This is a genomic window from Cellulomonas sp. C5510 (assembly GCF_019797765.1).
Classification (GTDB): domain Bacteria; phylum Actinomycetota; class Actinomycetes; order Actinomycetales; family Cellulomonadaceae; genus Cellulomonas.
The window spans coordinates 1578674-1602816 of the sequence record NZ_CP081862.1 but is presented as its reverse complement, the minus strand read 5'-3'; the positions used below and the strand labels follow the sequence as shown (position 1 = coordinate 1602816).

Annotated in this window: 40 protein-coding genes; 37 read left to right on the top strand and 3 right to left on the bottom strand. The window is 71.6% G+C overall.

Annotation, left to right across the window (positions count from 1 at the left end):
- Positions 1-38 precede the first annotated feature (38 nt).
- The 15 genes from K5O09_RS07465 (at position 39) to K5O09_RS07395 (ending at position 7201) form a co-directional block, all read left to right on the top strand.
- Complete coding sequence (locus K5O09_RS07465; RefSeq protein WP_255596188.1) at positions 39-818, top strand: phage antirepressor; 780 nt, start codon at positions 39-41, stop codon at positions 816-818.
- A complete protein-coding gene (locus tag K5O09_RS07460) occupies positions 815-1006 on the top strand; it encodes a helix-turn-helix domain-containing protein (RefSeq protein ID WP_222172135.1) in 192 nt (63 codons plus the stop codon). Before K5O09_RS07465 ends, K5O09_RS07460 begins: the two co-directional genes overlap by 4 nt.
- A gap of 31 nt (positions 1007-1037) precedes the next feature.
- Complete coding sequence (locus K5O09_RS07455) at positions 1038-1388, top strand: hypothetical protein (protein ID WP_222172134.1); 351 nt, start codon at positions 1038-1040, stop codon at positions 1386-1388.
- The gene (locus K5O09_RS07450; RefSeq protein ID WP_222172133.1) at positions 1385-1600 is read left to right on the top strand and encodes a hypothetical protein; all 216 of its coding nucleotides are present in this window, start codon (positions 1385-1387) and stop codon (positions 1598-1600) included. Before K5O09_RS07455 ends, K5O09_RS07450 begins: the two co-directional genes overlap by 4 nt.
- On the top strand, positions 1597-1785 hold the full coding sequence (locus K5O09_RS07445; RefSeq protein WP_222172132.1) for a hypothetical protein: 189 nt from the start codon (positions 1597-1599) through the stop codon (positions 1783-1785). The genes K5O09_RS07450 and K5O09_RS07445 overlap by 4 nt, the downstream gene beginning before the upstream one ends.
- Positions 1782-1940, top strand: a complete 159-nt coding sequence (locus K5O09_RS07440; RefSeq protein WP_222172131.1) for a hypothetical protein — start codon at positions 1782-1784, stop codon at positions 1938-1940. The genes K5O09_RS07445 and K5O09_RS07440 overlap by 4 nt, the downstream gene beginning before the upstream one ends.
- Positions 1937-2134: a hypothetical protein gene (locus tag K5O09_RS07435; protein ID WP_222172130.1), complete on the top strand. Its 198-nt coding sequence runs from the start codon at positions 1937-1939 to the stop codon at positions 2132-2134. The genes K5O09_RS07440 and K5O09_RS07435 overlap by 4 nt, the downstream gene beginning before the upstream one ends.
- Positions 2131-2436 (top strand): hypothetical protein, encoded by a 306-nt coding sequence (locus K5O09_RS07430; protein ID WP_222172129.1) that lies wholly within the window; start codon positions 2131-2133, stop codon positions 2434-2436. The genes K5O09_RS07435 and K5O09_RS07430 overlap by 4 nt, the downstream gene beginning before the upstream one ends.
- The gene (locus K5O09_RS07425) at positions 2433-3662 is read left to right on the top strand and encodes an AAA family ATPase (RefSeq protein ID WP_222172128.1); all 1230 of its coding nucleotides are present in this window, start codon (positions 2433-2435) and stop codon (positions 3660-3662) included. The genes K5O09_RS07430 and K5O09_RS07425 overlap by 4 nt, the downstream gene beginning before the upstream one ends.
- Entirely contained in the window at positions 3659-4600 is a 942-nt protein-coding gene (locus tag K5O09_RS07420; protein ID WP_222172127.1) for a YqaJ viral recombinase family protein, read from the top strand. The genes K5O09_RS07425 and K5O09_RS07420 overlap by 4 nt, the downstream gene beginning before the upstream one ends.
- Positions 4597-5499 carry a recombinase RecT gene (locus tag K5O09_RS07415; protein ID WP_222172126.1) on the top strand — a complete coding sequence of 301 codons (903 nt, stop codon included), beginning with the start codon at positions 4597-4599 and terminating at the stop codon, positions 5497-5499. The genes K5O09_RS07420 and K5O09_RS07415 overlap by 4 nt, the downstream gene beginning before the upstream one ends.
- The gene (locus tag K5O09_RS07410) at positions 5496-5849 is read left to right on the top strand and encodes a hypothetical protein (RefSeq protein WP_255596186.1); all 354 of its coding nucleotides are present in this window, start codon (positions 5496-5498) and stop codon (positions 5847-5849) included. Before K5O09_RS07415 ends, K5O09_RS07410 begins: the two co-directional genes overlap by 4 nt.
- A complete protein-coding gene (locus K5O09_RS07405; RefSeq protein WP_222172125.1) occupies positions 5846-6346 on the top strand; it encodes an HNH endonuclease in 501 nt (166 codons plus the stop codon). The genes K5O09_RS07410 and K5O09_RS07405 overlap by 4 nt, the downstream gene beginning before the upstream one ends.
- The gene (locus K5O09_RS07400) at positions 6343-6543 is read left to right on the top strand and encodes a hypothetical protein (RefSeq protein WP_222172124.1); all 201 of its coding nucleotides are present in this window, start codon (positions 6343-6345) and stop codon (positions 6541-6543) included. Before K5O09_RS07405 ends, K5O09_RS07400 begins: the two co-directional genes overlap by 4 nt.
- 82 nt (positions 6544-6625) lie before the next feature.
- Positions 6626-7201 carry a hypothetical protein gene (locus K5O09_RS07395; protein WP_222172123.1) on the top strand — a complete coding sequence of 192 codons (576 nt, stop codon included), beginning with the start codon at positions 6626-6628 and terminating at the stop codon, positions 7199-7201.
- 151 nt (positions 7202-7352) lie between these two features.
- Here the strand turns inward: K5O09_RS07395 and K5O09_RS07390 are convergent, their stop codons facing one another.
- Genes K5O09_RS07390 through K5O09_RS07380 form a run of 3 tightly spaced genes read right to left on the bottom strand, consistent with a single transcriptional unit; the run spans position 7353 to position 9500 of the window.
- The gene (locus tag K5O09_RS07390; RefSeq protein WP_222172122.1) at positions 7353-7931 is read right to left on the bottom strand and encodes a hypothetical protein; all 579 of its coding nucleotides are present in this window, start codon (positions 7929-7931) and stop codon (positions 7353-7355) included.
- Between the two features lie 56 nt (positions 7932-7987).
- Positions 7988-8560 carry a hypothetical protein gene (locus K5O09_RS07385; protein WP_222172121.1) on the bottom strand — a complete coding sequence of 191 codons (573 nt, stop codon included), beginning with the start codon at positions 8558-8560 and terminating at the stop codon, positions 7988-7990.
- A gap of 1 nt (position 8561) precedes the next feature.
- Positions 8562-9500, bottom strand: a complete 939-nt coding sequence (locus tag K5O09_RS07380; protein ID WP_222172120.1) for a YDG/SRA domain-containing protein — start codon at positions 9498-9500, stop codon at positions 8562-8564.
- Positions 9501-9526: 26 nt separating this feature from the next.
- Between K5O09_RS07380 and K5O09_RS07375 the strand changes: the two genes are divergently transcribed.
- The 22 genes from K5O09_RS07375 to K5O09_RS07270 all read left to right on the top strand — a co-directional run bounded on the left by K5O09_RS07375 (position 9527) and on the right by K5O09_RS07270 (position 24124).
- Positions 9527-10474, top strand: a complete 948-nt coding sequence (locus K5O09_RS07375) for a site-specific DNA-methyltransferase (RefSeq protein WP_222172119.1) — start codon at positions 9527-9529, stop codon at positions 10472-10474.
- Complete coding sequence (locus K5O09_RS19525) at positions 10471-10800, top strand: WhiB family transcriptional regulator (protein WP_222172118.1); 330 nt, start codon at positions 10471-10473, stop codon at positions 10798-10800. The genes K5O09_RS07375 and K5O09_RS19525 overlap by 4 nt, the downstream gene beginning before the upstream one ends.
- Entirely contained in the window at positions 10797-11273 is a 477-nt protein-coding gene (locus tag K5O09_RS07365) for a WhiB family transcriptional regulator (RefSeq protein WP_222172117.1), read from the top strand. Before K5O09_RS19525 ends, K5O09_RS07365 begins: the two co-directional genes overlap by 4 nt.
- A 7-nt stretch (positions 11274-11280) precedes the next feature.
- Positions 11281-12300 (top strand): ParB N-terminal domain-containing protein, encoded by a 1020-nt coding sequence (locus tag K5O09_RS07360; protein ID WP_222172116.1) that lies wholly within the window; start codon positions 11281-11283, stop codon positions 12298-12300.
- The gene (locus K5O09_RS07355; protein WP_222172115.1) at positions 12300-13253 is read left to right on the top strand and encodes a hypothetical protein; all 954 of its coding nucleotides are present in this window, start codon (positions 12300-12302) and stop codon (positions 13251-13253) included. The genes K5O09_RS07360 and K5O09_RS07355 overlap by 1 nt, the downstream gene beginning before the upstream one ends.
- A 1-nt stretch (position 13254) precedes the next feature.
- Complete coding sequence (locus K5O09_RS07350) at positions 13255-13596, top strand: hypothetical protein (RefSeq protein WP_222172114.1); 342 nt, start codon at positions 13255-13257, stop codon at positions 13594-13596.
- A gap of 2 nt (positions 13597-13598) precedes the next feature.
- Entirely contained in the window at positions 13599-14060 is a 462-nt protein-coding gene (locus K5O09_RS07345; protein WP_222172651.1) for a single-stranded DNA-binding protein, read from the top strand.
- A 7-nt stretch (positions 14061-14067) separates the two neighbouring features.
- A complete protein-coding gene (locus tag K5O09_RS07340) occupies positions 14068-14616 on the top strand; it encodes a hypothetical protein (RefSeq protein ID WP_222172113.1) in 549 nt (182 codons plus the stop codon).
- Positions 14613-15008: a hypothetical protein gene (locus K5O09_RS07335; protein ID WP_222172112.1), complete on the top strand. Its 396-nt coding sequence runs from the start codon at positions 14613-14615 to the stop codon at positions 15006-15008. The genes K5O09_RS07340 and K5O09_RS07335 overlap by 4 nt, the downstream gene beginning before the upstream one ends.
- Positions 15005-15640 (top strand): hypothetical protein, encoded by a 636-nt coding sequence (locus tag K5O09_RS07330; RefSeq protein WP_222172111.1) that lies wholly within the window; start codon positions 15005-15007, stop codon positions 15638-15640. The genes K5O09_RS07335 and K5O09_RS07330 overlap by 4 nt, the downstream gene beginning before the upstream one ends.
- Positions 15633-16025 (top strand): hypothetical protein, encoded by a 393-nt coding sequence (locus K5O09_RS07325; protein ID WP_222172110.1) that lies wholly within the window; start codon positions 15633-15635, stop codon positions 16023-16025. The genes K5O09_RS07330 and K5O09_RS07325 overlap by 8 nt, the downstream gene beginning before the upstream one ends.
- Complete coding sequence (locus K5O09_RS07320) at positions 16022-17044, top strand: site-specific DNA-methyltransferase (protein ID WP_222172109.1); 1023 nt, start codon at positions 16022-16024, stop codon at positions 17042-17044. The genes K5O09_RS07325 and K5O09_RS07320 overlap by 4 nt, the downstream gene beginning before the upstream one ends.
- The gene (locus K5O09_RS07315; protein ID WP_222172108.1) at positions 17037-17399 is read left to right on the top strand and encodes a hypothetical protein; all 363 of its coding nucleotides are present in this window, start codon (positions 17037-17039) and stop codon (positions 17397-17399) included. The genes K5O09_RS07320 and K5O09_RS07315 overlap by 8 nt, the downstream gene beginning before the upstream one ends.
- 183 nt (positions 17400-17582) lie before the next feature.
- Complete coding sequence (locus K5O09_RS07310; protein ID WP_222172107.1) at positions 17583-18866, top strand: DnaB-like helicase C-terminal domain-containing protein; 1284 nt, start codon at positions 17583-17585, stop codon at positions 18864-18866.
- A 33-nt stretch (positions 18867-18899) separates the two neighbouring features.
- A complete protein-coding gene (locus tag K5O09_RS07305; protein WP_222172106.1) occupies positions 18900-19076 on the top strand; it encodes a hypothetical protein in 177 nt (58 codons plus the stop codon).
- Positions 19076-19540 carry a hypothetical protein gene (locus K5O09_RS07300; RefSeq protein ID WP_255596185.1) on the top strand — a complete coding sequence of 155 codons (465 nt, stop codon included), beginning with the start codon at positions 19076-19078 and terminating at the stop codon, positions 19538-19540. Before K5O09_RS07305 ends, K5O09_RS07300 begins: the two co-directional genes overlap by 1 nt.
- Complete coding sequence (locus tag K5O09_RS07295; protein ID WP_222172104.1) at positions 19537-20034, top strand: hypothetical protein; 498 nt, start codon at positions 19537-19539, stop codon at positions 20032-20034. The genes K5O09_RS07300 and K5O09_RS07295 overlap by 4 nt, the downstream gene beginning before the upstream one ends.
- On the top strand, positions 20034-20645 hold the full coding sequence (locus tag K5O09_RS07290; protein ID WP_222172103.1) for a hypothetical protein: 612 nt from the start codon (positions 20034-20036) through the stop codon (positions 20643-20645). The genes K5O09_RS07295 and K5O09_RS07290 overlap by 1 nt, the downstream gene beginning before the upstream one ends.
- Positions 20642-20998: a hypothetical protein gene (locus K5O09_RS07285; protein WP_222172102.1), complete on the top strand. Its 357-nt coding sequence runs from the start codon at positions 20642-20644 to the stop codon at positions 20996-20998. The genes K5O09_RS07290 and K5O09_RS07285 overlap by 4 nt, the downstream gene beginning before the upstream one ends.
- A complete protein-coding gene (locus K5O09_RS07280) occupies positions 20995-22755 on the top strand; it encodes a DEAD/DEAH box helicase (RefSeq protein WP_222172101.1) in 1761 nt (586 codons plus the stop codon). Before K5O09_RS07285 ends, K5O09_RS07280 begins: the two co-directional genes overlap by 4 nt.
- Before the next feature lie 333 nt (positions 22756-23088).
- Entirely contained in the window at positions 23089-23313 is a 225-nt protein-coding gene (locus tag K5O09_RS07275; RefSeq protein WP_222172100.1) for a hypothetical protein, read from the top strand.
- A 220-nt stretch (positions 23314-23533) separates the two neighbouring features.
- Positions 23534-24124, top strand: a complete 591-nt coding sequence (locus K5O09_RS07270) for a hypothetical protein (protein ID WP_222172099.1) — start codon at positions 23534-23536, stop codon at positions 24122-24124.
- Positions 24125-24143: the final 19 nt, after the last annotated feature.

Here is a 24143-nt window from a genome sequence, read left to right as displayed (position 1 = left end):
TACCTCGTCCGCCTCGCGGCCTGACCAAGGAGCACGACGTGAGCACCGACCTGATCCAGCACGCGTTCCACGGCCAGGCCGTGCGCGTCATCACCGACGAGCACGGCGAGCCCTGGTTCGTCGCAACCGACGTCGCACGCATCCTCGGCTACGCCGCGGCGAAGGACATGACCCGCTCGCTCGACAACGACGAGAAGGGTGGGCGTCTCGTGCCCACCCCTGGCGGACGGCAGGAGGTCGCCGTCATCACCGAGCCTGGCCTCTACCAGGCCATCGCTCAGCGCCAGACCGGCCGCATGGCTGACGAGCGGCAGCGAGACGCCGTCCGCGCCTTCCAGCGGTGGGTGACGCACGAGGTCCTCCCGGAGATCCGCCGCACCGGCTCCTACGCGATGCCGAAGGACTACCCGTCGGCGCTGCGCGCGCTCGCCGCCGAGGTCGAGTCCCGCACGGCGCTCGAGGCCAAGGTCGAGGCCGATGCCCCGAAGGTCCTGTTCGCCGACGCGGTCGCGACGTCGCACACCGACATCCTCGTCGGCGACCTCGCGAAGATCCTCAAGGGCAATGGCGTCGACGTCGGCGCGGTCCGGCTGTTCGCGTGGCTGCGGCGCGACGGGTACCTGATCCGCCGCGAGGGCACCGACCACAACATGCCGACCCAGAAGTCGATGAACCTCGGCCTCTTCCGCATCAAGGAGACCGCGGTCACGCACTCCGACGGCCGGGTCTCGATCTCGAAGACCCCGAAGGTCACCGGCAAGGGCCAGACCTACTTCGTCAACCGGTACGCCTCGCGCGCGCTGGCGGTGGCGTCGTGAAGGCGCTCCTGACGGTCCACGAGGTCGCCGAGGTCCTGCAGATCAACCCGGAGACCGTCCGGGTCATGGCCCGCCGCGGGGACCTCGCTTCCGTCCGCGTCGGACGCGGCCGCACCGCCGCGTACCGGTTCACCGAGGCCGCCGTCGAGGCGTACCTCGCCTCCCACCAGACCGCGCCCGCGGCCTGACACCCAGCCTTCCTGACCAAGGAGAACCCCGATGGACCCGAAGCACGTCCCGTACCCGGAGGCGGTGAGGCAGTGGGGGCGCGGACGCCCGCCGCTGTCCCCGACGTTGATCGACCGCTACCCCGCCGCCAAGGTCTGGCCGTCGCGCCGTGGCCGCCCCGCGCACCTGCGGATCAGCACCCAGACCGCGACGCAGAACCTCCGCGAGCTCACCGCTCACGCCAAGGCGCCGGGCGCCGGCGCGAGCCTCCGCACCATCACCCGGGCGCTGTACGACGCGCCGCTGGGCAGGCACGGCATCCGGACGATTCCGGCGATGGCCGCGAACGTCGTCGCGCACCGCGAGCACTTCGCGGTCGGCCCTTCGGAGGTGGCGGCGTGAGCGGGCACCTGGCCCGCGCGGCCCAGCGTGTCCGCGGCGCCCTGTCCGCCCGCGGGCGCGCCGCCCTGGACCCGAACGGCCTGGCCGAGGCGGACTACGAGGCGGCCGCGGCCCGCGCGGCGCGCGTGGAGGCGGCCCGGCAGGACGACCTCCTGCGAGGTGCGCTCGCCACCGGGACCGTGCAGGTCGACGGGAAGCCGGTGACCCCGTGAGCGCCCCGATTCAGCCGCCGTTCGCCACGCCGCCCGTCCCGACGGTGACTGCGGAGCAGCGCGCCCGCGCCATCGACGCGCTGCACCGGCTGGAGTGCACGGACCCGGAGTGCAAGGCGACCTTCGACGCGGAGCGTCGCGTGGACGCCGCGCTCGCCGCCCTCGGCATCGGGGTGACCTCATGATGCTCGACGACCTCGCCCAGGGCCCCGAGGACCGCGACCTGGACGCCGAGGAGGCGGAGCTCGTCGAGGACCTGTGGGAGCAGGAGCCGTACGACCCCTTCGACCCGTACGAGCACCAGGACTACGGGTGGGGCGACCTCGGGGGTGCGGCGTGAAGACCGTCGACCCCAGGGCCGGACGCCTGTGCTCGCACTGCAACTACCAGCGGCAGGCGAACAACCGGGCGCACTGCGTGTCCTCCACCTGCTCGTGGTGGGTCTGCCTGCGCTGCGGTGCCTCGAACGACGCCGCGGGCAACAACTCGAAGTCCGACTCGCAGGGGCGGGCCAAGGCGGGGAGCGCGCTGTGACGTTCTCCGACCTCACGCCCGAGCAGCGTCTCGCCGCGGCCCGCGAGCACGTCGCACACGCGGTTGCCCAGGCGGGCCTCGACGCGACCGTCACCACGACCCAGGTTCCCGCGATCCGCGTCGAGGTCACGGACCTCATCCGCCGCCACTCCCTCGCCGGCGTCGTCACCGACGGGCGCCCCATCACCCGCGAGGTCATCTACACCACCGGTCAGCCCACGGAGATCCTCACCGGCTGGTCCCGGATCGACCCCGCCGTCCAGGTGTCTCTGGTCGGCCCCACCCCCAGGAGCATCGCGTGAAGATCGTCGAGCTGACCGCCGAGAACGTGAAGCGTCTCGTCGCGGTCGACATCACCCCCGACCCGCACGTGCAGGTCATCTCCGGGCGCAACGGCCACGGCAAGACGTCCGTCCTCGACGCGATCTGGCTCGCGCTCGGCGGCGGGACGGCGGCGAAGGCCACGGCCCGCCCGGTGAGGGACGGCGCGGACACCGCGCAGGTCCGTCTCGACCTCGGCGACTACGTCGTGACCCGGACGTGGTCCGGGGAGAAGTCGACCCTCAAGGTCGAGTCCGCGGACGGCGCCCGGTTCTCGTCTCCGCAGTCGCTGCTGGACGGGCTCGTCGGGCGGCTGTCGTTCGACCCGCTGGCGTTCACGCAGATGCCGGCCCGCGAGCAGCGTGACGCGCTCCTGTCCCTCGTGGACCTGCCGTTCGACCCCGCGGACCTCGACCGGCGCCGCGCGTCTCTGTTCGAGGAGCGCACCGTCATCGGCCGTGACGTCCGGCAGTTCGAGGCGCAGCTCGCCAGCCTGCCCCCGGTCCCCGACGGCGTCCCCGAGGTGGAGGTGTCATCGGCCGAGGTCGTCGCGGAGCTCCAGGGGGCACGCGCGGTGCTCGCGGACATCGACCGCGTGACGCGAGAGGCCGAGCAGGCGCGGTCGCGGCGCGAGCAGGCCCAGGCGGCTCTCGACGCCGCGCAGGCCGCGCTGGACGAGGCGATCGAGGCCGAGGACCTGGTGCGGTGGCGCGTCCAGGCACTCCCTGAGCCGCCCGACACCCAGTCGATCGAGGCGCGGCTCGCGTCGCTCGACGACGTGAACGCCGCCGTCCGGGCGCGCAGGGAGCGCGAGCGCGTCGCCGAGGCCGCACGTGAGGCGCGGGACGCATACGACCAGCGGACGGCGGACATCATCGCCCTCGACCGCGAGAAGGAGCTCGGGCTCTCGTCCGCGACGTTCCCGATCGACGGCCTCGGGTTCGACGACGACGGCGTCACCTACCGCGGGGTGCCGTTCTCCCAGGCGTCGTCCGCCGAGCAGATCCGCGTCTCCCTCGCCATGGCGATGGCGCTGAACCCGAAGCTCCGCGTCATCCGGATCCTCGACGGGTCGCTCCTCGACGCCGAGAACCTCGCGCTCGTCCAGCAGATGGCCGTCGAGAAGGACTACCAGGTGTGGATCGAGCGGGTGTCCGACGGGAACGGCGTCGGCGTGGAGATCACCGACGGGCGGGTGGCGGCATGACCACCATCCGCCTCGGCACCGAGAGCGACCTGACCCGCGAGGACCTGGCCCCGGGCTCTGCCGCCTGGACGCGCCTCGTCACGGCGTCGAAGGTCGCGGCGATCTTCGGGGTCGCGAACCCGAGCTACTCCTCGGCCCGGGCGCTGTGGCACGAGATGCGCGGCGACGTCCCCCGCGTGGAGGGCGACCCCACCCCGGAGCAGGAGCGCGGGCACCTTCTCGAGCCCGCGGTCCTGGAGTGGTGGCGGCGCCGGCACCCGGAGTACACGACGTTCGACGACCAGCATGTCGCGACCCGCGACGACCTGCGGTGGGCGATCGCCACCCCGGACTGCCTCGCGTCGGGTCCCGTCGCTCCCCCGGCGGTCGTGGAGGCCAAGACGGTCGGCCGCCCGGACGACGAGTGGGGCGAGCCCGGCACCGACCAGGTCCCTCCCCGGTACCTGCTGCAGGTGTTCTTCCAGATGCTCATGACCGGCGCCCGCATCGCGTACGTGCCGCGCCTGGGCCCGTTCCTGGAGTTCGAGGAGTTCGTCGTCGAGTACGACGAGGCGGTGGCCGCCGCGGTGGTCGAGCGGTGCCGGGAGTTCTACGAGTCGCTCTCCGGTGACGTCCCGCCGCCGATGGACGGGTCCCCGGCAACGTTCGCGGTGATCCGCCGCATGTACGACGGCCTCGACCGCGACCTGACCGTTCAGCTCGACCCGCAGCTCGCGCACGACTTCGTCTCGGCGAACGCCGCGCTCAAGGCCGCCGAGACCGAGCGGCAGCGCGTGGTGTCGCTCGTGCGCGAGGAGATGGGCGCCGCCCGCATCGCGAAGTGCGGGGACGTCCCCGTCGCGCGCCGGCAGGGCGCCCGCGGCGGCATCTCCGTCGTCTGCCTGCCGAAGTCCACCGCCGCCCTTCCGCCGCTGACCGAGAGGAGCGCCGCAGCATGAGCACAGACGTCGCCACGACCGAGCGCGCGTCGACCGCCCTGACCATCGCGGACGACCAGACCCGGTTCACGTCTCAGCAGGTCACCGTGCTCCGGCACCTCGGGGTGGACGGGGCGGACGAGGACGACCTCGACGTGTTCTTCCACGTCGCGAAGCGCACGAAGCTCGACCCGTTCGCCAGGCAGATCTACATGATCGGCCGCAACACCTACGACCAGCGGCAGGACCGCTGGGTGACGAAGCAGACCATCCAGACGGGCATCGACGGGTACCGGCTCATCGGCCGGCGCGCCGCGGACGCCGCCCGGGCGCGGATCTCCGTCAGCGCCCCGGAGTGGGCGCACGAGGACGGGTCCTGGCGTCCGGTGTGGATGAAGGCGTGGGGGTCGCCGATCGCGGCTCGCATCACGATCACCCGTGACGGTGAGCCGTTCACCGGGGTGGCGCTGTTCGAGGAGTACGCGCAGACGAAGCGCAACGGTGACCTGACGTCGATGTGGGCGCAGCGCCCGGGAGGGCAGATCGCGAAGTGCGCCGAGGCCCTGGCATGGCGGCTCGCTTTCCCGCAGGACCTCGCCGGCGTGTACGTCGAGGAGGAGCTGCAGCACGCCGACCGTCAGGAGCCCGAGCATCCCGCGACGGGCGCAGGGGTCGCGGGTCTGCGGGACATCGTCCAGCCCCCCGCTCCCTCTCCGGCGGACGAGGAGCCGGTCGACGCGGAAGTCGTTGAGGAGCCCGCCGCGCCGGCACGAGACTGGGCGGGCGAGGCCGAGGCGCTCGACGACGTGACCGCGCTGCGCTCCCTCTACGCCGAGGCCGCGGCCGCGGGCGCGACCCGTGAGGAGAAGGCCGCGATCGCCCGCCGCGGCGTCGCGGTGTCAGCAGGTGGTCAGTCGTGAGCCTGCCCACGCCGACAGAGGTCGTGCTGCAGCTCTCGGACCTCGCCCGGGCGCTCGAGGCGAAGACCGTCGAGATCGCCCGCCTGGACGAGGAGGCGGTCCGCGCGAAGTCGCGGTTCGAGGTGTCGTTCGCGCGGTCGTTCCTGTCCTCCGAGGGCGCGATGGACGCCCGCAAGCAGCGGGCGGTCCTCGCGACGGCGGACGCGAAGCTCGACGCGGAGATCGCCGAGGCGAAGGTCCGCGCCGCCCGGGAGTCGATCCGCACGCTCCGGGACCGCCTCGACGTGGGCCGTTCGCTGAACGCTGCGGTGCGGGCGGAGTTCGCGGCGGGGGCGGTGGGGCAGCCGTGACGGGGTTCACGCGGGCGACCGTCGCCAGGGTCGTCGAGCGCGACCGGGGGACGTGTGTGCGCTGCGGCCGGCCGGTGGACCTCTCGGCGCGCGGCATCGCGTGGTCGGTGCACCACCGCCGACCGCGGGGCATGGGCGGCAGCCGCAACCCGGCCGTTTCGGCTGCGAGCAACGCGCTGACGCTGTGCGGCTCGGGAACCACGGGCTGCCACGGCGCCGTGGAGTCCGACCGGGACGCCGCCCGCCGCCAGGGCTACCTCGTGCCGCAGTGGAGGGACCCGGTCGATGTGCCCGTGCTCCACCGGGTGCACGGCTGGTGCTGGGTCGGTGACACCGCCTGGGTGCCGCTCTCGCAGGGCGAGTTGTGGATCCAGGCCGGTGAGTGGCTGGCCGACGAGGCGCGGCTGCGCGCGATCGACCCGTCCGAGGACGAGTTCATGACCCTGTCCCGCGCGGCTGCGGAGCTGTACGGGCTGAAGGCGAAGGAGGCTGCATGAGGACGTTCATCGCCCGCTACCCGGGCCCGTGTGCCGCCGAGTGCGGCGAGCGGATCAGCCCCGGCGACGACGTCGTGTACGTCGACGACCGGCTGGTTCACACCGACTGCGCGGACGGCCTGGGGCCGATGCCGACGCCGCGGGCCGTGACGGTCTGCGTGCACTGCCACCTCGTGCAGCCCTGCGACTGCGACTGACCCACTGACGCGCCCGGTCCGACCATCGCCGGCAAGCAGACACCGGACCGGGCGCCCTCCCAACCCACGAGAGGGGATCGCCGTGAGCGACCCACGCACGACCGTAGCGCCCGCGCCGGCGCCGACCATCACCTTCCAGATCGACGGCGAGACTGTCGCCGCCCACGACGCGTCCTGGTACCGGATCGCCCCGTGCGGCTGTGCCGCCGGGGTGACCGTCGTGGCCCTGCCCGACTCCAGCATGACGCCGCGGCTCACCGAGGACGACGCGTGGGACGCGTTCTACGAGGGCCGTTCGGAGCTGCGCCGCCGGGACCAGCAGGCGGGGTTCACGATGCGTCTCGGCCACCGATCCGACGTCCACAGGCTCATGGCGAAGTGCGAGCACTCCCCGCAGTGGGGTGTCGCTCCGACGCCGACGCTCGATGGGCACGAGTGGGCGACGACCGACCGCATCCCGTCCAGCCGTGACCGCCGACACCTCGTGCCCGTGGATGCGGTCATCTTCGACGCCGGGCGCCTCGGCCGCCGCGAGGCGAAGACGACGGCGCTGTGTGGTCGGTCGGACTGGTACTGGTTCCACGACAAGCCGTGGGTGAAGGACGCCCCGACGTGCCGCCGCTGCGAGGCCAAGGCCCGTGAGCAGGTGTCGGCGTGAGCGCCCCGACGTGGCCGGAGCAGCGCGCTGAGGGGTACGCGTCGGCCCGCGCGCTCGGCCGCACGATCCTGGCCGTCCTGTCCGTCGCCGCTATCAGCGCACTGCTGGGCCTGGTGTTGCTCGCGTGGCCTGCCGCCGCGGTCGAGCCGCGCTACTCCGGGAGCAGCTTGTATGCCTCCCTCGAGACAGCCAACTCTGCTCGAAGCGCCGCGACCAGCGACTCGCGGACGACGTCGCCCTGGTGCCACCGGCGCACCTCTCTCATCACCCCGATGACCTGCTGCCCCATGTCCTCGTCGACCACCATGCCCTTCGTCATCTCGGGCGGCAGCGTCGCGTTTCGTCGGGCCTGCTCTCGCTGGCATCGCCACGCCCGATTGAGCCAAGAGAAGGACAGCGCCTCGACCTCGTCGCCGATCGGGTCATCGCTCGAGGGCAGATACGTCCGCCACGCCTGGACTGCACCAACCAGACCCACCTGGACGACGAGCATTCGCTCGCGGTCCACGGGCGTCGGGACCAGTCGCCGCGTCCACGCGGCGACCTGGCCGAATGCTTCGAGCCGCCGCTGCTCGAGCCCAAGCTCTCGTTCGGCCTCGAGTTGCTCGAGGAACAACCGTCGCTCGTGCGCCAGCGTCCGTCGGAGCACCCAGACCGCGATGGCAACCGCGGCGACCGCCCCGATCAACGCGCCGAGCCAGCCGTCGAGCGACGTCGCCCAGAAGTCCACGGACGTGAACGTAGCGGAGGCGTCATGCCCATGTCTCTGAGGCTCCACCGCGACCTCTACTTTCGCGCGGCCCGGCCAAGGCGAGATGACCAGCGCAACCTGCGTGCCCTCAGAGCGCTGCGACTGTCGGCCAGTTCCTTCTTCCCGATGACGCTGAGTCGTTCCTCGAACCAGGAGTCCTTAATCGCTCCGGTCTCCCAGAGAGCGAGAGCGGCCGCGATCTCGCTACCCGGAGCGACGACAGCTTGGCGCCGCTTGGTGTGCCCCGGGAGCAACCACCACCGCTCTGCCCCCTTGAGGGCGTTCGTCGAGCTACTCACCTTCTCCATGGCCCATCTCGCCACGGCTTCGTGCTCGGCCCACTCCGCTGCCGCGAACGCGTGCACGGCTTCCAGCAGCTTCGCGGCACCGCGGCCGATGTACAGGCCGCTCCATGTCACAGCGGACAGCAGGAGATCGTTGTGCGCGGCGGCTTGGATCCGTCCGATCCTCGCGCGCCGCTCCCTCTGTGCGTTGTCCCGTCGCTCCGCCAAGCGGCTCAGGAAGAACACACCGACTGCGCTGGCCAGGGCGACCACGGCGGCGCCGGAGCTCGCGAAGAACGACGTCCAGAACTGCGGCCAGTCCACGTCACGCTCCCGCGGAGAAGTGCTCGCGGTGGTAGGTGGCGTGCGCCCAGTTGATGGCGTGTCCGGCCACAGTGCGCAGCTCGTGAAGCACCGCCCCGTCGCTGAGGCGGTGGACTTTGCCGTCTTCGAGGAAGAGGGCGCCCTTGTCGAACAGCACGTGGTCGTTCGGGCACAGACAGAGCACGTTCGACGTGACGTCAGGGCCGTGATGCGGTGCCCCGAGAGGACGGATGTGGGCGCCCTCCGCGTAGAAGCCAGCGGCGGTCTCGAGGCGGATCCCGCAGAACTGGCAGATGCCGTCGTGCTTGTCCTTGACCCACTGGGTCACCTTGCTGTTCCGCACGACGCGCTGGATCACGCTGCGGGCGCGGTCAGGGACGTCGGTGCCGTCCGGCGGAGCCGGCTCATCCCACAGCGCGCCTCCATCGGCGCGCTCGAGAACGAAGCGCCAGATCAGTGGGCCGTGCCGGGAAGGTTCCCGCCAGTGCTCGGTGACGACGTACAGCCCGTCGTACCTGTACCCGGTCGCCGGCGAGTACCGCTCGTCGCCGCCCGCACCGCGGATCACACGCACGGGATACCCCGCTTCCTCGGACCGCGCCAGAGCCAGGTTGCCCTTCGTCAGCTCCTGGTCCTTGACCTGGACACCCTTCTTGGGTCCGCCTTGCCCTCCCTCGCCGGTGTAGACGATCCGGTCGCCGTAGTCCCGGTCGTCGACGTACCCGCCCGAGACGACGATCGCGTCAGCGCCCTGGCTCGGGTCTCCCGAGATCCCGTTCATCTCGTGCCTGTGCAGGCCTGCGTGCCGGACCTCCGCGCGGCTCATGAACTCGGATGCGACGGGGTAGTCGGGGATCTCTCCGAACACGCTCGGTTGCGCCATGCGAAGCACGGTAGCGAGCCGCTCCAACATCGACGCGCAGGTCAGCGCGCCGTTCACCCATTTACCCGAAGGGACCTGGCCGCATGATCGCGCCCTACTTCGCCGACGACGCCGTGACCCTCTGGCACGGCGACGCGCTCGATGTGCTGCGCAATCTGCCAGCCGGTTCGATCGACTGCGTCGTGACGTCCCCTCCGTACTTCGGCCTCCGGGACTACGGCGTCGACGGGCAGCTCGGATTCGAGGAGACGCCGGCACTGTACGTCGAGGCGCTCGTCGCCGTGTTCACCGAAGCGCACCGCGTGCTCGCCGACGCTGGCACCCTCTGGCTCAACCTCGGCGACGCCTACGCCGGCAAGGCCAACGCCGGGCGCACGTTCACCAAGAACCGCGGCCACAACGTGCAGCCAGTCCGCTACCCGGTCCAGCGGAACATGACCGCGCACGCCCCCTACAAGTCGCTCCTCGGCCTGCCCTGGCGCACGGCCCTCGCGCTCGTCGACTCCGGCTGGACCCTCCGCAGCGAGGTGATCTGGCACAAGCCGAACCCAATGCCCGAGGCAGTCAAGGACCGTCCGACCTCCTCGCACGAGCACGTGTTCATGCTCACCAAGGGCCCGCGCTACTACTTCGACCCCGAGGCGATCGCTGAGGACGCGACCGGGCGCGCGAGCGGCAACGGGTTCGCTAGGCCGGAGTCGATCAACCGTGGGGGCGCCGGTAACGACGCCCCCTGGAAGGGGCGCGCGTTCCGCAACAGGCGGGACGTGTGGGAGATCGCCACCGTCGGGTTCCCCGAGGCCCACTTCGCGACGTTCCCCCTCGCGCTGCCCGAGCGGTGCATCCTCGCGAGCACTCGACCTGGTGGCGTCGTCCTGGACCCGTTCTCCGGGTCGGGCACGACCGGCCTCGCCGCCGCACGGCACGGGCGCCGGTTCGTCGGCATCGACCTGAACGCCGACTACCTCGACCTCTCGCTCCGCACCCGCCTACGCGACCGGACTCTCGACTTTGGGGAGGTGTCTGCGTGACCGCCCTGTCTGCGTTGGCGCTCACTCGACCAGCAGACACCCGCGGCCCCGACCGCGGCGCTGACTGGCGAGCGCGCGCGGAGTGCCTCGACACCGACCCGGCCGTGTTCGAGCCAGACGACACCCACACCCCCCGCGCTGACGAGTGGGTCCACCCGCGCTCGATCTGCGCCGCCTGCCCCGTGCGGGAGGAGTGCCTGGAGGACGCTCTCGCGCTCGAGTCGCGCGGGAGCGCCCGGTTCGGGATGCGTGGCGGTGCAACGCCGGACGAGCGGCAGTCGATCTACCGACGCCGCGGGCGCGCCACGTCGGGGAGGCTGTCATGAGGCGGGAGGCGTGTGCGCCGGAGAACCAGCCTCCGCTGGACATCATGGAGGTCACCGACGACGCCCCGCCCGACGTGATCGCTGCGGCCCGCGCGGTGTGCCAGGACTGCCCCGTGCTCGCTACGTGCGCGCCCTACGTGAAGCGCCGGGAGATCCACGGCGTTGCCGCTGGTCTGACCCACGGCGAGCGTGCGGCGTGGATGGCCCGCCACCGCATCCGGCCCGACGTCGCGGACATCGTCGACGTCACCCCGGCACGGGAGCTCACCGCCGAGATCCTCGACGACCTCCCCACCACGACCTCGGGTGACCTGCACCCCCGGGTCCGTTCCGTCGTCCTCCGCATGACGGAGGCCGGCATGACCGCGGACGAGATCGTCACCCGCCTGAACCGGGATGACGTGACACACCGCACGGTCAACTACGTCCGCCGCACCTACATGAAGGGACCGGCTCGTGTCGTCGTCTCGTGACCTCCGGATGATCCCGATCAGGTCGATCCGCCCGCACCCCAAGAACCCCCGCTTCGATCTCGGGGACATCAGCGACCTCACCGAGGACGTCCGCGACCACGGCCTGATCGAGCCGCTCGTCGTCGTGCCCGGGTCCTGGGGGAAGTCCTCCGGCCGGTGCGGGGACTGCGACCAGGTGATCGCCCGCTCCCCCGTCGGGGTGCTCCTGGAGCACTTCGCCGGCGACGTGCCGTGCCCCGGCGGGTCCGAGCCCGCGGCGGACGACTGGTTCGTCGTGGCCGGGCATCGGCGCCGTGAGGCGGCGATCGGCGCGGGCCTGTGGGAGGTGCAGTGCGTGGTCCGCACGGACCTGCGCACGACCGCCGACCAGGTCGCCCTGATGCTGCGGGAGAACGCGCACCGACGCGACCTCACCGCGCTGGAGGAGGCCCGCGGGTACGAGCAGCTCACCCTTGAGGGTCTGACCGCGACGCGCATCTCCCAGCAGGTGAAGATGCCGAAGAAGCGCGTGGACCGGCGCCTGGCGCTCCTGACGCTCGCCGAGGACGCGCAGGCGCGGCTGAAGACCGGTCAGATGACGCTCGAGGACGCCGAGGCCCTGCTTGACCTCACCCCGGAGGCCGCGGACCGTGCCCTCGCGTCCGTGGGGACGCGGGAGTTCCGGCAGGACGTCGCCCGGGAGAGGACCGGTGTCGACGAGCCCGCGGTGATCGCCGCGGAGCTCCGCAGCGCGTTCCTGCGGCCGTTCCTCGCGGGGTCGCAGCGACCACCCCGGGAGGCGCTACCACGCCTGCGCAAGGAGGCGTTGCAGACCCTCGCGGACCGGCTCCCGAAGCGCGTCGTGAAGTCGTGGGTCACGGCCCTCGGCACGGACGAGTCCGTCGTCATGACGACCGTCGACCCCGACCGGGCGCTCCTCGCCCTCGCGGTGGCGATCGAGACCGACCCTGCCGGGCAGTACGACCTGCTGCGGCTCCTCGGGTACGAGCTGTCCCCGATCGAGGTCGACCTGCTCGAGAGCGCCTGATGACCCGCCAGCACGGCCGCATCCTGACCGCGATCTGGGCCGACGACGACTTCCTCGCCCTCGACGTCCCGGCCCAGCGGATGTACCTGTTCCTGCTCTCCCAGCCCGACCTGTCGCACGCCGGCCTGCTGCCGATGCGCACCCGCAGGTGGGCGAAGAAGGTCGCCGGCGAGACCGTCGGCACGATCGAGTCGGCCCTCACCGCCCTGGAGGCTGCCCGGTTCGTCGTCGTTGACGAGGACACCGAGGAGGTGTTGCTGCGCACGTTCGTCCGGAACGACGGCGTGTGGAAGCAGCCGAAGGTCATGATGCGCATGCGGGAGGACGCCGCGCAGATCGAGTCCCCCCGGTTGCGGGAGGCGTTCGCGGTCGAGCTCGCGCGTCTGCCGCTGGATGACCTGTCGAAGGCTCCGGGTGGGCGTGGCGGTGACCTGCCGTCGCCGTTCGAGCAGGTCGCAGCCGTCGTGGATGCCCTTCGCGAGGACTTCCGGGATGCCTTCCCGATGGGTACAGGTACCCCTGCGGAAGGGTCCCCGGTACCCCCTTGCGTGCGCGCGGGCGCGCTCCCCCTTCCCCCTACCCCCGTCCCCCAGCCCCCTACCCCCGTTCCGCCTACGGCGGCGGCCGCCGACGCGTCCGCGCAGCCCGAATCGGCGCAGACGCTCATCGGGGAGTGGATCGACCACTGCGACGACCGGCCACCCGGTCGGGTCATCGGGCAGCTCTCCCGGGAGGTGAAGACCCTCCTGACCGAGGGCATCCCGTTCGAGGTCGTGCGGGCCGGGCTCGTGGAGTGGCACCGCAAGGGCCTGCACCCGTCCGCGCTCGCCTCGGTCGTCCACGAGACGCGCCGCGGCCCGAGGCGCCTGTCCCCGACCGACGGGGTCGTCGACGTCCTCGCGATGGGCGCCGAGATGCAGGCCGAGCACGACCGCCGCCAGATCGGAGCGTGACATGGACATCCAGCAGACCGCGCAACTCCTCGCCCTGATCAAGGTCGGCGACAACCGGAACGTCGACCGCACCGTCATCGCGGCGTGGCACGACCTCGTGCACGACCTGCCACTCGACGACGCGCTCGAGGCCGTGCGTGCGCACCGACGTGAGTCGACGGACTACCTGCTGCCGGCCCACGTGATCGCCGGAGTGAAGCGCATCCGCGGTGCCCGCCTGGCGGCCGCGGAGCCGCCGCTGCCGGACGTAGATCCGGACGACGTGGCGGCGTACCAGGCGCGCCGCCGGCGGATGCTCGCGCAGATCGCGAGCCCCAGCACCCTGCGACAGATCGGAGCATGACCATGGCCGGAGACACCACGATCACCGTGATCGGGAACCTCACCGCCGACCCGGAGCTGCGGTTCACCCCGTCCGGGGCGCCGGTTGCGAACTTCACCGTCGCGTCCACCCCGCGCACCTTCGACCGGAACCGGAACGAGTTCGTCGACGGGGACACGCTGTTCCTGCGCTGCTCGATCTGGCGGGAGGCGGCGGAGAACGTCGCTGAGTCGCTCACGAAGGGCACCCGTGTGGTCGTCGTGGGGAACCTGGTGCAGCGGTCGTACGAGACCCGCGAGGGTGAGAAGCGCACCGCCTACGAGCTGCAGGTGCAGGAGATCGGCCCGTCGTTGCGGTACGCGACCGCGAAGGTCACGCGCACCCAGCGGCAGGGCGGCGGCCACCAGCAGCGCGGCAGCCAGCAGGAGGACCCGTGGGCAACCTCGGGCGGGGCGTCCTCGTACTCCGACGAGCCCCCGTTCTGAGCCAACGATGACGACCCTGCTCGCGATCGACCCGGGCAACACCGCGTCCGGCTGGGCTCTGATCGACGTCGCCACGCGCCGGCCGATCGAGTTCGGCAAGACGCCGAACGGCGACCTGCGGCGCCGGATCGACACCTACGCGGGAATGCCTGGGGCGCTGACCGCGGACCGTGTGGTGATCGAGATGGTCGCCTGCTACGGGATGCCCGTCGGCGCGGAGGTCTTCGAGACGTGCGTGTGGATCGGCCGGTTCTACGAGGGCTACGCCAGCGGCCACGGAGTCACCCCGGAGCTCGTGAAGCGCCAGCCCGTGAAGCTCCACCACTGCCACTCCGCGAAGGCGAAGGACTCGAACGTCCGGCAGGCGCTCGTCGACCGGTTCGCTCCGGGGCAGCCGAACCACGGGAAGGGCACCAAGGCCGTCCCGGGGTGGTTCTACGGCTTCCACGCCGATGTCTGGCAGGCGTACGCCCTCGCGGTCTACGCAGCGGATGTCCAGGCCGCCGCAGCCCACCACACCGCCCGCACCACCCACACGAAGGAGCAGGACCAGTGAGCAACCTCGACACCACCACGCCGCCCGCGGAGCGGTGCAACGAGCGCGACGCGATGGGCTGGGCCTGCCGCCAGCACGGCATCGCCCACCAGCACCTCGTGACCATCGAGTGCTCCCGCCCCGGCGACGCCTACACCCTGTTCTCCTCCGGACCCACGCTCGACGTCCACCTCGCCGGCCGCGGCGAGCACGGAGGCACCGGCCCGTGCCTCTGCGGGTTCGACCGCCACGCGCGCGCAGAGGACGGGCGATCGCTGATCGGGTTCTCCGTCGGCGGGGGCGTCACTGGCCCGAGCTTCACGCACGTTCCCTGCGAGGAGTGCGCCGCCGCTGCCGGTGACGCGCACATCACGGGCACGCACGCCGCGATGTTCGCCGAGGTGTCCCGGTGACCGCCGACGGCCTGCACCCGGACGACCTCGGCCACAGCCTGCCGTCGATCACCACACCGCTCGCCGGCGGCACGTACCGTTCTGCGCGCGCGGGTGAGGTGGTGTCCACCGCGGCCGAGCTCGACGCACTGCTCAACGACCTGAACGACAACGGCCATCACCCGGTCGTCCTGCTGGTCGATCGGGTGGGCACGCCGGGTCTCGCATACCTCGCCGAGCACGGCGGCGACGAGGTCGAAGCGCGAGTGCTGATCGACGGCTGGTCGGAGGGCGACGACCACGACCAGCCGCTCGACGCGCGGCACTACCCCGTGACGGTCCTGTTCCGCCCGGACGCCCCGCAGCCGGCCGCGGCGGACGACACCATGCTGGAGGTCATCAGCGAGCGCGACGCCGCGGTGGAGATGGCCGACCGCCTGGCTGCCCGTCTCGCCGAGGTTCTGGGGCAGCCGGACGCGCTCGGCGAGCACTCGTCCGGCAACGACCCGTGGAGCAACGCCCTCGCGCTCACCCCGACTACGACCGCCGCCCTCGCTGCTGCCGGTGCCGCGGAGGCGGAGTGGTGCATGGACGCGTCCTGTACCCGGGACGCCCACGACCACTCGCGAAGGGACGGCTACTACGGTGACTGACGACATCGTCCAGCGGATCCGCGCCGAGGCGGACATTGCGTCTCGCGCCGGTCAGTCCGCCGCCCTGCACAAGATCGCCGACGACCTCGCCGCCCTCGCCGCTGCCGGTGCCGGGGAGGCGGTGGACCGGGAGGCGCTCGGGTCGCACATCCTCGCGACGCTGCCCGACGCGGTCTGGCAGGAAGGTTCCGACGTCATCGCCATGCACGCCGCCGACGCCGTGCTCGCGTTCCTCGCCGCCCGGGGTGACGCCGCCACGCCGACCGTGACCGCGGAGCAGGTTCGGCAGAGCCTGGCGCTGGCTGGGGAGCACGGGCGCTACGCCTGGTTCGTCCGGCGTCTCGCGGCGCTCGGTATCGAGGTCGAGGGAGGCGAGGGGGCGTGAGTGCGGTCGAGGTCGTCAAGGCCGACGCTCGCTCCCTGCCCCTGCCCGAAGCCAGCGTGGACCTGATTGTGACTTCCCCGCCGTACTGGGGTCAGCGGTCCTACGAGGACGGTGGCACGCCCGTCGCCGGGCAGATTGGACAAGAAGCGACCGTCGGCGGATACGTGGCAGCGCTGGTCGAGACGACGCGGGAAATGCTGCGAGTGCTCCGTCCTGCGGGGTCGCTGTGGGTCAACCTCGGCGACCGGTACGTCGACCGCTCGCTGTCCGGCGCGCCGTGGAGGTACGCCCTGGCGTGCACCGATGACCTCGGGCTCACGCTGCGGGCCGAGGTGGTGTGGTCGAAGCCGAACGGGTTCATCGACGCGAAGGCCCGGGACCGGGTTCGCCGCACGCACGAAACGTGGCTCCATCTGACCCGCCCGGGACGGCACTACGGGCAGCCCCGACGACTTGCGCCGACGGCCGAGTACCAGGACCGCCCGCAGTACCGCCGCGCCGAGGAGTTGTTCGCCCATGCCGGACTCACCCCCGCCCACCGCGAGGCCGTGCGTGCCGTCGGCATCATCGACAGCAGCGGCGGGACGGTCCGGTCCGGCGGTCGGTGGGACTCCGAGTCCGGGCGTCTCGCCCAGGAGGTGCGGGCAGCGCTCGGGTCCTACTACCGCGAGTTCTGCGGGTCGAGCGGCACTCCGTCCGGCGTGATCCCCGGATCGGTCCGAGAGGTCGCGGCACACCCGTTCAAGGTCCCGAAGCGCCTCGGCGTCACGGGGCACTTCGCGTCGTTCCCGGTCGAGTGGCCGCTGTGGATCATCGACGGCTGGTGCCCGCCCGGCGGCGTCGTGCTCGACCCGTTCGGCGGCACCGGCACGACCGCGCTCGCCGCCCTGGTGCTCGACCGTCAGGGGATCACGGTGGACTCGTCCGCCGACTACTGCCGGATCGCCGAGTGGCGCACCACCGACCCCACCCAGATCGCCCGTGCACGACGACTCGCCCCGGAGGCCCCCGATGCCTGACGCCCAGCCGAAGCCGACCGCCGCCGAGGTGCTGACCGCACACCAAGACGGACACGGCTACACCCACGACGACGACATGCAGTGCGCGTGCGGCACATGGGTCGGCGTCGTCGCCGGTCGCGGCCCGTTCCGAGACACGCCGGGGCGGCGCTCGCTGGCGGAGCACCAGGCGGACATGCTCGCCGCCGCGGGCTACCCGACGACACCCGAGGCCCTCGCCGAGCACAACGCGCAGGTGCTCCGGGACGCGGCGGACGAGTACGAGGCATCCCTCGACGCTCTGCGGTTCACGCCTGCGGCTGTGCACTGGCTCCGTGCCCGCGCCGCCCGGGTCGCCGTCGGGGAGGAGCCGTGACGTGCCCTCCGGGACCGTGACCGTCCCCGCGTGCGCGCCCGAGCGCGGGCTCGTCGACCTCCTGCTCGGCGAGCTCGCACGCGGCCGCGGGGTGACTGTCGACGTCATCCGCATCACCCACGGCCTACCCCCAACCTTGTACGCGCCGGAACAAGGCTCTGACCTTGTACGAGAGGAGGTGAAGTGAACGACTCCCCGCCACGCGACGCCGCGGCCGAGGCCGCGGTGCTCGGGTCAGTGCTCCAGTCCCCCCCTGCACTGACCGAGGTCGCGCCGATGCTCGCCGGCGAGGACTTCTACGACCCCCGCCACGAGCTCGTGTGGGACGCCGTGTGCGCCCTCGCGGACGCCGGCGAGGGCGTGGACCCCATCACCGTCGGGGACTGCATGCGGCGGGCCGGGACACTGGACCGGGCCGGTGGGCAGGTCGCCCTGTTCGACCTCGTGTCCGGGGTCCCGACGGTCGCGAACGCCGGCTACTACGCCAGGATCGTCCGCGAGAAGGCCGCCCTGCGGCGCCTCCTGGCGGCGGGGACACGCATCGTGCAGACCGCCACCGGGACCGACGGCGCGGCCGGCGACGTCGCGGCGGTCGCCATGGCCGAACTCTCCGCCGCGGTTCGACCAGCCACCGACGCGGAGCCCACGATCGCCGAGCAGGTCGAGGAAGCCCTCTCCGCGATGGAGGACACCGCGACCGCCGGATGGACCTGGCCCTGGACCGACCTGAACCGGGTGATGATCCCCCCGACCCCGGGGCAGTTCATCCTCGTGGCCGCCCGACCAGGCGTCGGCAAGACCGTGACCCTCGTCGACATCGCCCGGCACGTCGCCCTCCGCCACGGCCTCCCGGTGACGTTCCACACCGTCGAGATGCCCGCGACCGAGCTCGTGCACCGCATCATCTCGGCGGAGGAGCGGATCCCCCTGTCGCACATCAAGCGGGGCGAGCTGAGCCAGGACGAGTGGGCGCGGGTCGCCCGGGCGTCGCAGCGGATCATCGAGTCCGGGTTGAAGATCATCCCGGATCGGGAGAAGTCGTCGATCCCCGCGATCCGCGCCGCGATCGAGAAGCACAAGCCGGCCGTCGTGCTCCTCGACTACTTCCAGATCGCGAAGACCGACCCCACCACGCGGGACCGCCGGCAGGCGCTCGAGGAGATGTCCCGCGACATGAAGGCCCTGGCGAAGGAGAAGGCCGTGCCGATCGTCGCCGCGGCCCAGCTCAACCGGGAGTCCGTGAAGCGGGACGGCCCGCCGATGCTCTCGGAGATGCGGGAGACCGGTGCGTTGGAGCAGGACTGCGACGCCGCGATCCTCCTGCACCGGCCGGACGCCACGGAGCCGGAGTGCGACCGGGCGGGCGAGGTGGACCTGCTGATCGCGAAGCAGCGCAACGGACCCACGGGCCGGGCGACGCTCGTGCACCAGTTGCACTACTCGCGGTTCGTGGACATGGCGGCATGAAACGTGTGACAGATCCCCCCGCACCATCGGGCCATGGGAAGACCACCGGACGGCGCCGAGCCCCGCACCGTGATCGTCCACGTCCGCTTCACCCCGAAGGGCACCGAGCTGCTCGACGCCGCCCGCGGCCGCCAGTCCCGATCCCGCTACCTGCGGCGCCTCGTCCAGGAGGACGTCGAGCGCCGACGCATCCGACCCAAGGAGCAGTGATGGGCACCTACGCCTCGTCGACCGACGTGTCCTCGGACCGGTCGCGCTCGGAGATCGAGCGCACCCTCGTCCGGTACGGCGCGACGTCGTTCTCGTACGGCTGGGAGGCCGCCCGAGCGGCGATCCAGTTCGTGAAGGACGGCAAGCGGATCCGCTTCACCCTGCCTCTGCCCGACCGCAACGACCGGGAGTTCACGCACCACTCCCGCGGTGTGCGCACCGCGACGGCCGCGGAGGCGGCGTACGAGCAGGCCGTCCGGCAGCGGTGGCGCGCCCTCGCGCTCGTCGTGAAGGCGAAGCTCGAGGCCGTCGACGCCGGGATCACGAGCTTCGAGGAGGAGTTCCTCGCGCACCTCGTCCTTCCGTCGGGGGCGTCGGTCTTCGAGTCGGTGGCGCCGGCGATCGAGCAGGCGTACTCGACGGGCGACACCCGCCCGCTGCTGCAGATCGGTGGTGCAGCGTGAGAGTCCTGACCGTGAAGCAGCCATGGGCGTGGGCGATCATCCACGGCGGCAAGGACGTCGAGAACCGGACCAAGTCGCTCGGCCCGTACCGGGGCGAGGTCGCGATCCACGCCGGCCTCGGCTGGTCGGAGCTCGGCGCTGAGGACTGGGAGGTACGTCGCGCCGTCCGTTCGCTGCAGCTCGGCTGGCGTGCCGACGACGGCGAGGTGTGGGCGGCCGACTCGATCGAGCCCGACGACCCGATGTTCGTCCGCGGCGCCGCCATCGGAGTCGTCAACCGCTGGGCCGAGCACCAGTCCCGCCCCGGGTGCTGCCCGAACCTCGGCGTCCGCCCGTTCGGCGGCCCGTGGGCGATGGCCGACCAGTGGCACAGCAACCTGTCGAACCCGCGCCCTCTGCCCCGCCCGGTTCCGGCGCGCGGCATGCTCGGTCTCTGGCGCCCCGACGCCGAGCTGCTGGCCGCGATCACCGGCCAGCTCGCGGAGGTGGCGTGATGCCGGCGCCCCTCAACTTGGTAGGACAGCGGTTCGGGATCCTCACCGTCCTCGAACGGGGCGGACAGGACCGCTTCAAGGCGTGGATCTGGCGCTGCCGTTGCGACTGCGGCACCGTCGTCGACGTTCGCGGATCGACACTTCGGGCCGGGGCGACGTCTGCCTGCGCGTCATGCGCGACGAGCCGGGCGAACCTCACCCACGGCCAGAGCAAGACCGCTCTCTATCGGCGCTGGCAGGCGATGAAGGCTCGCTGCACCCAGCCCCGGAACAAGCACTACGCGAACTACGGGGGCCGCGGGATCCGCGTCTGCGGCCGATGGCTGAACTCGTTCGAGGCGTTCGCCGCCGACATGGGCCCGACCTTCGCCGAGCATCTGGAACTGGACCGCATAGACGTGGACGGCGACTACGAGCCCGGCAACTGCCGATGGGCGGATCGGGTCACGCAGCAGCGCAACCGTCGGAACAACGCGGTCATCACCCATGGGGGTCAGACCCTGACGGTGGCAGAGTGGGCGGAACTGACCGGACTGAAGCCCAACACGATCGTCTCGCGCATGAGGCGGGGATGGCCGACTGAGCGCCTCCTCGAGCTCGCGAACGCATGACCGCGAACGACGTCGTGGCCGCTCTCGCCGCGGCGACCCTGACTTACACCGACGAGGTGTCGCTGCACGAGGACATGTCCCGCGTGCTGGCCGCGGCGGGGATCGAGCACGAGCGGGAGGTGCGTCTCACCCCGCATGACCGGATCGACTTCCTCACCGCGGGCGGTGTCGGCATCGAGGTGAAGGTCGCCGGGTCCCTGGTCGCGGTGACCCGCCAGATGCAGCGGTACGCCCACCACGACGATGTCCACTCCCTGGTGCTCGTCACGACCCGGGCCGTGCACCACGGGATCCCTACCAGCCTCGGCGGCGTGCCCGTCGAGCTCTACTCGCTGATCGGACAGGGCCTGTGAGGACGTACGGCACGTACCAGCACCTCACCCAGGACGCGGCGTCCGAGCTCATCGGGAAGTACGAGCGCGCGTCGATCCCACCCTCCGGCGCGTGGGCGGTGAAGGCCGAGCCGGCCGTCACGATGCGCCTGAAGCGGACGTTCGGCCGCGTCCGCGCCACCCGCTCGGGTGCGGTGCTGATCGGGCACACCGCGGAGGTCGCCCGGGACCTCGACTGGTTCATGGAACGCTACCCGCTCACCCCCGTGGACGAGCACTCGCTTGGGCTCTTGACGGTCGGCGCGAACGAGCACCGCGACCGCGAGGAGGACGTCGCCGCGATCTTGTCCGGCACCTACCGTGCCGGGGAGACGCTGACCCTGCCGACGGTGGAGCCCCGCCCGTACCAGCAGGCCGCCGTCGACCTCCTGCGCCGTGTGGGTGGTCTCCTGCTGACCGACGAGCTCGGCCTCGGCAAGACCACCACCGCGTGCCTGAACCTCCTGCACGACGACGCCCTGCCCGCCGTCGTCGTGGCCCCGGCGCACCTCGCCGCTGCCCGGGGCGGCCGGTGGACCGACGAGTTGACCGAGCACTTCCCGCACCTGCGGTTCCACGTCGCCCGCACCACGAAGCCCTACGACCTCACCGACCGTGATGGCCGGCAGCCCGACGTCCTGATCCTCACGTACTCGAAGCTCGCCGGCTGGGTGGACGTCCTGTGCGAGTGGGCGAACTACGTGATCTTCGAGGAGGTCCACGAACTCCGCCGCGGCGCCGACACGGTGAAGGGCACGGCGGCCGCGCAGCTCGCCGACCGCGTCCGCTACCGCCTCGGCCTGACCGCCACCCCCGTGTACAACTACGCCGGCGAAGCCCACTCGATCATGCAGATCATCGCCCCCGGCTCCCTCGGCACGAGGGACGAGTTCATCCGCGAGTGGGGTCAGACGTCATGGTCGAACCACGTGAAGGTCGCCGACCCCGCCGCCCTCGGCTCGTACCTGCGTGAGCAGGGCGTCATGCTCGGCCGCACCCGCAAGGAAGTGGGCCGGGAGCTCCCGAAGACGATCAAGGTCACCCAGCTCGTCGAGTCCGACACCACCGCCCTCGACGCTGTCGCCGGCGACGCCGCCGCCCTCGCCCGCCTGATCCTCGACTCCACCACCACGTCGATGGACCGGTTCCGCGCCTCGGGTGAGATCGACATGCTCATGCGGCAAGCCACGGGTCTCGCGAAGGCACCGTTCGTCGCCGAGTTCGTCCGCCTCCTCCTCGAGTCCGAGGAGAAGATCGTCCTGTTCGGGTGGCACCGCGCCGTCTACGACATCTGGCTCGACCGCCTCGCCGAGTTCCACCCCGTCCTCTACACCGGGACGGAGTCCCCGAACCAGAAGGGCGCCGCCCTCGACGCGTTCAAGAACGGCGACGCCCGCATCCTGATCATGTCCCTACGCTCCGGGTCCGGCGTCGACGGCCTCCAGAAGGTCGCCCGCGTCGCCGTGTTCGGCGAGCTCGACTGGTCCCCGCAGGTCCACGAGCAGGGCATCGGCCGCCTGCGCCGCGACGGCATCGACGAGCCCCCGGTCGCGTACTTCCTCGTCTCCGAGGAGGGGTCGGACCCGGCGATCGCGGAGGTGCTGCAGGTGAAGCGTCAGCAGGGCGAGCAGATGGTCTCCCCGGACGGGCGGCTGTTCGAGAACGCGACCGCGGACCTGAACCGCACCCGGATGCTCGCCGAAGCCGCCATCGCCCGGGCGGGAGGCGCTCCGCGCTGAGCGTGTCAGACCCCCGCGGCAGACTCTCGACATGGGAACCGTGAGACGGAACGGAACGTGCTCGTACTGCGGACACCGCACGACCCGAATCGGCTACGAGCCCGGCTACCACAACGGCTGGTGGGAATGCGCCGGCTGCGGCATCCGGTGGGCCGTGGGGCGCCCGCACCCCGGCACGACCCAGCGGGCGCGCGCTCGTGCACGTGCGCAGCGCGCCGCCACGACCAACCGCCGCGGGTGGACCTGGTAGGACCGCACGCGAACCAGCCACGCCGGCCAGCAGCCGAGCAGTACGGTCTGAGCACCCGCACCGGACCGCCAGGAGGAAGAACCGTGCCCACGTACACCGTCGCGACCACGCTCCGCGCCGAGCATGTCCCCACCAAGGCCCTGTCGGAGATCCTCAGCCGGTCCGAGGCCGAGGGCTGGGACCCCGAGGTCGATTACGTCTCCGGCCCCGGGTCGGTCCTCACGTTCGAGGTCCGCGCGACCAGCTTCGACGACCTGCTCGCCACGCTGCGCGCCATCCACGAGACGATCGGCAACGCTTCGGCCTGACACGCTGCGCCGCCAGCAGCGACAGCGCCAACCCGCCGGTGGACACCGGTGATCGGGGGCAATCTTGAGCCGGTACAACGACGGGCTGAGCCGGGAGCAGGAACTGGCCTGGATCAGCTCGCAAGATGAGGCTCGCCAACTCCTCGCCGCCGGGGTCCACACCCTCCGCGGATCGAAGTTCATGGACCCCGTCCGCGAGTCCGTACTCACAAACTGGGCCATGGGAGCCGAGAAGCTCCTGAAGGTCGCTCTCGGGCTGCATAGCCTGTCGCAAGGCAGGCAGTGGCCGTCGCAGAAGGAAATGAAGGAGTACCGACACCAGATCGAGAAGCTCGACGCTCAACTCATGAGCGCGGTCGACGCGTGGATGCAAGACGCGCCCCGAAGTCCCTACCTGTCCGCCGTTGTGGCACGGGTCAAGGACGACCCGGCGTGGCCAAGACTGCGCGCGGCCCTCGGGCTCTACGGAGACCAAGGCCGATTCCGGAACCTCGACACACTCACCGGCACGCCCCAAGCGCACGCCAGCCCGTACGAGGCTTGGGAGGAGGCGGTGCAGATCGCTTGGCGCAACTCTGCCCGAACTGCCCGCTGGTGGTCGAAGGACTGGGGCGCCATGAGCCAGAGCGAGTTCGACGAGATGTCGCTCGCCGTCCATGCGGCCGTCACCGACTCCATCGTGAACTGGTGGTTCATGATCACTCGCCTCGCCCGCCATGGATTCCTCGGAGAGCGCGGTCGTGTCTTCGGAGCCGACGCAGAGCCCCAAAACGCACTCCCCCGCATCGAAGTTCCTGACCCGGACTACTGACTCTCCCGCCTGACACCCC